This window comes from Streptomyces sp. ICBB 8177 (assembly GCF_003144095.1).
Classification (GTDB): Bacteria; Actinomycetota; Actinomycetes; order Streptomycetales; family Streptomycetaceae; genus Streptantibioticus_D.
This window is the reverse complement of sequence record NZ_NSKH01000002.1, coordinates 1-6,966: the sequence shown is the minus strand read 5'-3', so window position 1 is coordinate 6,966 and position 6,966 is coordinate 1. Positions and strand designations below refer to the sequence as shown.

Annotated in this window: 5 protein-coding genes and 1 rRNA gene; 5 read left to right on the top strand and 1 reads right to left on the bottom strand. The window is 71.6% G+C overall.

From position 1 onward, the window contains the following. The 5 genes from CK485_RS28605 to CK485_RS00255 form a co-directional block, all read left to right on the top strand. On the top strand, positions 1-761 hold a 761-nt coding region (locus tag CK485_RS28605), incomplete at its 5' end, for a hypothetical protein (RefSeq protein ID WP_109446481.1). Continuing rightward, positions 751-2,085, top strand: coding sequence for a hypothetical protein (locus CK485_RS00270; RefSeq protein ID WP_109445590.1), 1,335 nt, complete (start codon positions 751-753; stop codon positions 2,083-2,085). The genes CK485_RS28605 and CK485_RS00270, both read left to right, overlap by 11 nt. Beyond that, positions 2,082-3,608 (top strand): SCO6880 family protein, encoded by a 1,527-nt coding sequence (locus CK485_RS00265; protein ID WP_109445588.1) that lies wholly within the window; start codon positions 2,082-2,084, stop codon positions 3,606-3,608. The genes CK485_RS00270 and CK485_RS00265 overlap by 4 nt, the downstream gene beginning before the upstream one ends. 110 nt (positions 3,609-3,718) lie before the next feature. Beyond that, the gene (locus CK485_RS00260; RefSeq protein ID WP_241968081.1) at positions 3,719-5,095 is read left to right on the top strand and encodes an ATP-binding protein; all 1,377 of its coding nucleotides are present in this window, start codon (positions 3,719-3,721) and stop codon (positions 5,093-5,095) included. 4 nt (positions 5,096-5,099) lie between these two features. Next, positions 5,100-6,710, top strand: a complete 1,611-nt coding sequence (locus tag CK485_RS00255) for a type IV secretory system conjugative DNA transfer family protein (protein WP_109445584.1) — start codon at positions 5,100-5,102, stop codon at positions 6,708-6,710. Positions 6,711-6,872: 162 nt separating this feature from the next. On the opposite strand, the gene rrf is transcribed toward CK485_RS00255, so the two are convergent. After that, positions 6,873-6,966, bottom strand: a 5S ribosomal RNA gene (gene rrf / locus CK485_RS00250); the annotation flags it as partial.

Sequence of the window (6,966 nt, the reverse complement as noted above, 5' to 3'; positions counted from 1 at the left end):
CCCGCCTGCCCGAGGGCGACGCGGGCACGGCGGCACGCCGGCCCGCGCGGTCGTCCTCGCGGACGCTGGTGACGGTGACGGGCGTCGTCGTCCTGCTCATCGCGGCGCTGGCGTTCGCCACGAGGGGGGCCTCCGGCGGTTCCACGGACGACGCGGCCAAGAACCCGACCGCCACCCCCACGGCCCCCACCGGCACCCACCCCGCCACCACCCAGACCTCCGGCATCCCCACCGGCTACCCCCACACCGAGGAGGGAGCCCAGTCGGCAGCGGCGAATTTCGCGGTGGCGCTGGGCTCCGACGGCATGTTCAACACCAGCCGCAGGCACGAGATCGTGGCCGCGATCGCCGATCCGTCGGCCCTGACGACGCTGCAGTCGGGGTTCGACTCCGACTACTCCGCCGCTTTCCTCAGCCAGGTCGGCCTGAGCAAGTCCGGAACCGCCCCACAGGGCCAGACGTTCGTGGACCGTACGATCCCCGCCGGCGCGAAGCTCACCAGCCTCCAGGGCAACCAGGCCGAGGTGTCCGTCTGGTGCACCGGGTTGTTCGGCCTCGCGGGCGTCTCCTCGACCAAGCCCGTGACGAGCAGTTGGTTCACCGTCACCTTCACGCTCAACTGGAGCGGCTCCGACTGGAAGGTTCTGCGGACCAGCCAGTCGAAGGGGCCGACGCCGGTCTCCGGGGACGACGTCGTCTCCGGGGCCAACCAGATCGCTGGAGCCGTTCAGGGGTACGGAGGGTTCACCTATGCGCGGTAACCACCGCCGATTCGCCCGGCTCACCGCCATGTCGGCGGCCGTCCAGGTGAGCGTTGTCCTGCTCGCCGGGCGGGCCGCGGCCGCCTCCCCGTCCCCGAGCACCACGCCGAGCCCGAGCACGGGTGCCTCCAGCAACCCGTGTTCACTGATCTCCGGCCCCGCGAAGCAGTACTGCCAAGGAGGCGGCGGCAGCGGTTCCGGTGGTGGCGGCAGCCTTCCCGGTACGAGTTCGCTCGACCCCCTCAGCTCGCTGGCCAAAGGATGTGCCGACGCCGCCTCCTTCATCATCGGGAAGCTGTCGCACGCCATCACCTCCACCTCCCAGGTGGACTTCACCAACGCCACCTTCCTGCGCCAGTACGCCGTCGTCTTCGCCGCCTCCACGATCCTCACGCTCGTGTTGTGGCTGCTCGCCGTCGCCAAGCGGGCGGTGCGCGGCGTGCCGCTGACCGAAGCGCTGTCGGAAGCCGTCGGCTTCCTGTGGCTCACCGTGCTGGCCTCCGCCTTCACCCCCCTGATCCTCTACACCGTCACCTCCGCCGTGGACGCCGTCACCACCGTCCTTGCCCGAGGTGTCACCAGCAACTCAGACACCTTCTTCGGCTCCTTCGCCGACGCCCTCAAGAAGGGCAACGACATCGGCGGCGGCCCGATCATGCTGATCGTGGTCTCGATGGTCTCCGTCCTCGCCGCCGGCGTCCTGTGGCTGGAACTGGTGATCCGCGCCGCCCTGCTCTACGTCGGCGCCCTCCTCGGCACGGCCGTCTACGCGGGCCTGGTCGACAAGAACATGTGGCACCACGTCCGCCGCTGGGCCGGCATCATGATCGCCGTCATCCTGGTCAAACCGGTCGTGGTCATCGTCCTGGGCCTGGCCGGCGCGCTGTCCGGCACCAACGGACCCACCTCGTTCTCCGCCGTCGTCTCGGGCCTGGCGATCATCCTGCTGGCCATCTTCGCCAGCGCCATGATCTACCGCTTCGTGCCCGGCTTCGGCGACGACGTGGTCAAGCTGCGCGGCGACCACAAGGCCGCGGGCTCCCCCGGCGCCGCCCTCATCTCCTCCCCCGCCGCCCTCGTCAAGCAGGGCATCAAGACCCACAGCGCCCGCGGCGGCCCCGAGGAGCAGGCCGCCTCCGGCGGCGCCCAGCCCGCCGGGGCCGGCGCCATGACCGGCGGCATCGCCGCCCACAGCGCCCGCGGCGGCGCCCCCCAGGCCACCGCCCCCGCACCGGCAGCCGCCCCTCCGGCTTCCGCCGCACCCACGCCCGCGACCCCCGCGCCGCGCACGTCAGACCGTAGGAACGGAGGGGACAGGCCGTGACGACCCAGCCCATCGCCCAGCGCCGCACGTACCTCATCGGCAAGGCCAGGCCCAACGCCATCGTCGGCAAGAACCGCGAGACCGGTGAGATCGCGCTGATCGTGGTCGGCGCCGGCGCGGGCATGCTGTGCGGCCTGGCCATCCCGATCCTGCCGCTGCGCATCCTGGGCCTGGTGGGCTTCCCGCTGCTGGCGCTGGCGGCGGTCTTCCTGCCGTACCGGCACCGCACGTTCTACCGCTGGTTCGAGATCAACCGCACCTACCGCCGCACCCTGCGCACCGGCGCCGCCTACCGCTCCGGCGTACAGGAGGCCGGGATCGGTCTGGACGGCCGTGAGGTGGAGGTCGGCCCGCCGCCCGGCATCGGCCGGGTCAACTGGCTGACCGCGCCGTTCGGTCCCGACGAGATCGCCGTCCTGCTCCACCTGGAGCGCCGCACCGCCACCGCCGTCATCGAGATCGAGGGCCCCGGCGTCGGCCTGCGCGACAGCGAGGACCAGGAAGCCCTGGTGGAACGCTTCGGCACGCTGCTCAAGCACGTGGCCAACGGCGACGGCTTCGTCACCCGCATCCAGATGCTGGCCCGCACCCTGCCCGCCGACCCCGACGCGCACGCCAAGGACGTCGCCCAGCGCGGCGACCCCAACGCGCCGTCCTGGTTGCAGGGCTCCTACGACCAGCTCCAGTCGATGGTCTCCACCTCCTCCGAGCAGCACCGCGCCTACCTCGTCGCCTGCATGCACTACACCCGCGAACTGGCCGCCGAGGCGCACACCATGGCCAAGGCCACCGGCCACGACCGCGACGAGGGCCTGGCGATCGTGATGGCCCGCGAGCTCAACGACATCTGCGCCCGGCTCGCCGAGGCCGACATCCGGGTGCGCCAGCCGCTCGGCCAGGCGCGGCTGTCGTCGCTGCTGCACTCGATGTACGACCCGGACCACCCGATCGACCACATCCAGGCGATGACCCGGCGCAACGCCTGGCCCGCCGAACTCGACGCCACCGAGCCGACGTATCTGCAGGCCAAGACCCGCGAGTCGACGACCAGGGCGCCGTGGTGCCACTCCACCGCGTGGGTGAAGGAGTGGCCGATGACCCCGGTGGGCGTCAACTTCCTCGCGCCGCTGCTGGTCCACACCCCCGACGTCATCCGCACCGTCGCCGTCACCATGGACCTGGAGCCGACCGACGTCGCCATCGAGCGGATGCTGACGGAGAAGACCAACGACGACGCCGAGGCCTCCCGCGCCGCCAAGATGAACCGCGTGGTCGACCCCCGCGACGTGCACCACACCAGCCGCGTCGACCAGCGCGGCGAGGACCTCGCCTCCGGCGCGGCGGGCGTCAACCTCGTCGGCTACATCACGGTCTCCTCGCGCTCCCCCGAGGCGCTCGCCCGCGACAAGCGCACCATCCGCGCCTCGGCGGGCAAGTCGTACCTGAAGCTGGAGTGGTGCGACCGCGAACACCACCGCGCGTTCGTCAACACGCTGCCGTTCGCGACGGGAATCCGCCGATGAAGCCGACGACGCACGTCACGATGGACGTGGGCAGCCGTGCCGCCCGCCGGCACGACCGCCCGCGGCCCGGCCACCGGCCCGCAGGCGACTGAGGAGGATCCCCCATGGCCATGCTGGATCCCGTCTCCGCGCTGACGGACGCCTTCACCAGCTTCCTGTTCGGCAAGGTCGAGACGCAGCGGCTGCCGGTGCGCACCTCCACCGGCCAGGCGCAGGCCGTCTACCTTCCCACCGCCGCGCCCGGCCTCGGCGACAGCGGGGTGATCATCGGGCGGGAGGTGTACTCCGGCAAGGGCTACATCTACGACCCGTTCCAGCTGTACGGGCAGCAGCTGCCCGCGCCGCACTGGCTGGTGCTGGGCGAGTCCGGCAACGGCAAGTCGGCGCTGGAGAAGACCTACGTCCTGCGTCAGCTGCGGTTCCGCGACCGCCAGGTCGTCGTACTGGACGCCCAGGGCGAGGACGGCGTCGGCGAGTGGAACCTGATCGCCCAGCAGCTGGGGATAACGCCCATCCGCCTCGACCCGATGGCCGCGCTGGACGGCGGCATCAAGCTCAACCCGCTGGACCCGGCGATCACCACGACCGGCCAGCTGGCGCTGCTGCGCACCATCATCGAGGTCGCCCTCGGCCACGGCCTGGACGAGCGGTCCGGCTTCGCCCTGAAGGTCGCCCACGCGCACGCCGTGGAGTCCGTCACCGACCGCCAGCCGATCCTCACCGACATCGTGGAGCGGCTGCGCAACCCGGTCGCGGAGTCCACCGAGTCGATGAACGTCGGGATAGACGACGTCCGCGCCTGGGGCCTGGACGTCGCCCTGGTCCTCGACCGCCTCGTCGACGGCGACCTGCGCGGCATGTTCGACGGCCCGACCACCGCGGGCATCGACCTGGACGCGCCGCTGATCGTCTTCGACCTGTCGCACATCGACCGCAACTCCATCGCCATGCCCATCCTGATGGCGATCGTCGGAGTGTGGCTGGAGCACACCTGGATCAGGCCGGACCGGGTCAAGCGCATCTTCCTGGTCGAAGAGGCCTGGCACATCATCAACAGCCCCTTCGTCGCCCAGCTCTTCCAGCGCCTGCTGAAGTTCGGCCGCCGCCTGGGACTGAGCTTCGTCGCCGTCGTCCACCACCTGTCCGACGTGGTCGACGGCGCCGCCGCCAAGGAGGCCGCCGCGATCCTGAAGATGGCCTCCACGCGCACCATCTACGCCCAGAAGGCCGACGAGGCGCGGGCGACCGGCCGGGTACTGGGACTTCCGAGGTGGGCGGTGGAGATCATCCCCACCCTGACCCCCGGCATCGCCGTCTGGGACGTCAACGGCAACGTGCAGGTCGTCAAACACCTGATCACCGAGACCGAACGCCCGCTGGTCTACACCGACCGCGCGATGACCGAGTCCAGCGAGCTGTACGAGAGCGACCGCACGGAAGCCGAGGTGTCGCTGGAGAAGCACCTCGCCGACGACGCGGTGGCCTGACGTCATGCCCCCGCAGACCCCCCGCCTGCCGCGCGAGACCCACCGCGAGGGCGGAGTACCGGACGGCCTGCTGCTCGCCCTCATCGGCTTCCTGCTGGGCGCCACCGTCCTGTTGTGGACCGGCACCGGCATCGCGGGTCTGCTGGCACACGGCCACTGGCCGCGTCAACTGCACTTCACCAGGACGCCGTTGGCGATGCGCGAGCTGGTCACCAGACCGCAGGACCTGGCCACCGCCTGGCAGCAGGTCCCGGCGGCCGACCTGCCCCGCCCGGGATTGTTCTGGGGCATCTTCCTCGGCGAGGTGCTGGTCCTGCTGGTGCTGGCGGTCTTCCTGCTGGGCACGTTCACCCGGTACCGCGCGGTCCGCGCCGCGCGCCGCCATGACCGCCTGACGGCCCCCGCACAGGCCCCGCTGCCCGACCAACGGCCCGCGACCACCCCGCAGGCGCCGACCCCGCCGTACGTGCCGCAGCCCGCCGTGGAGGCCGTGCCGACGGCGGCGTACGAGGCTGCCTCGCAGACCCCGACCGCCGCGGAACCGCCCGCGCCGCAGGTCCCCGTGGCACCGCAGCCCCAGCCGCAGCCCGTGGCGGCCGCGGCCGCCGAGACCGCGATGGCCGTGCCCCCCGTCCCCGGCCAACTCACCGGGTCGGGGCTGCTGTTCACCGGAGCTGGCGGTGCGGCGACCGCCGAGAAGGGCAAGCGGCTGATCCAGCCCGCCGTGCTGGACGCCGAAGGCCCGGTCGTCGTCACCTGCGCCGACGACCGGACCTGGCAGCAGACGGTCGGCAACCGCGGCAAGCTCGGCCCGGTCCACGTCTTCGACCCCGAGCACTTGGTGGACACTCCCGGCAGGCTGCGCTGGGCCCCGCACAACGGCTGCCAGGACCCGGTGACCGCGACCACCCGGGCCCGCGCCCTCCTCGCCCCGCTGCGCACCCACGACGTCACCGTCAACGACGCCGCCGAGACCCTGCTGCGCTGCTGGCTGCACGCCGCCGCGGTGGACGGCATGCCGTTCCGCCAACTGCACCGCTGGGCGGGCGGTTCCGGCTCGTCGGACGCGCTGCGGGTGCTGCGCACGGCCCGCGACGCGGCGTCCGGCTGGAGCGGCGAGCTGGAGGCGACGCTGCACGCCCACCCCGAACGCCGGGACGCGGCACAGGAGTTGATTCACACCACGCTGTCCTGCCTCAACACCCTGCACATCAGGGACGCGTGCAGCCCGGGCCGTACGGATGTGCTCGACCTGGAATCGTTCGTGGCCGAACGGGGAACGCTTTACGTAGTCGGTACGCCCCGCGAGGACCCGCGCACCGACCCGGGTGCGATGCCTCTGCTCACCGCACTTGTCTCCAGCGTGGTCGAGCACGGCCGGCGCATGGCCGAAGGGTCATCCCCCGGTCGGCTCGACCCACCAATGACCTGCGTGCTGGACGACATCGCCACGATCGCGCCGCTCCCCGAACTCCCGTGGCTGATGGCCGAGGGCCCCGCCGTGGGCCTCCCGGTGCTGGCGGTGCTGCGCTCCGAGGACCAGGCCCGTCACCGGTGGCCGCAGAAGCAGGCCGAGACCATCTGGCGCGCCGCCACGAACCGCCTGACCGTCTGATCGTCTGATCGGCAGGGCTCTGAACGGCAGGGCACCGAGCAGCGTCAGCGCGGCATGGCCGCCGACAGGCCCGTTCTCCAGCACCGCGAACTGAGGGTGCACAACGCGAAAAAGCCGCTGGCCTGTGACGGAACACCATCACAGGCCAGCGGCTGAAAAATTGTTCGGCGGCGTCCTACTCTCCCACAGGGTCCCCCCTGCAGTACCATCGGCGCTGAAAGGCTTAGCTTCCGGGTTCGGAATGTAACCGGGCGTT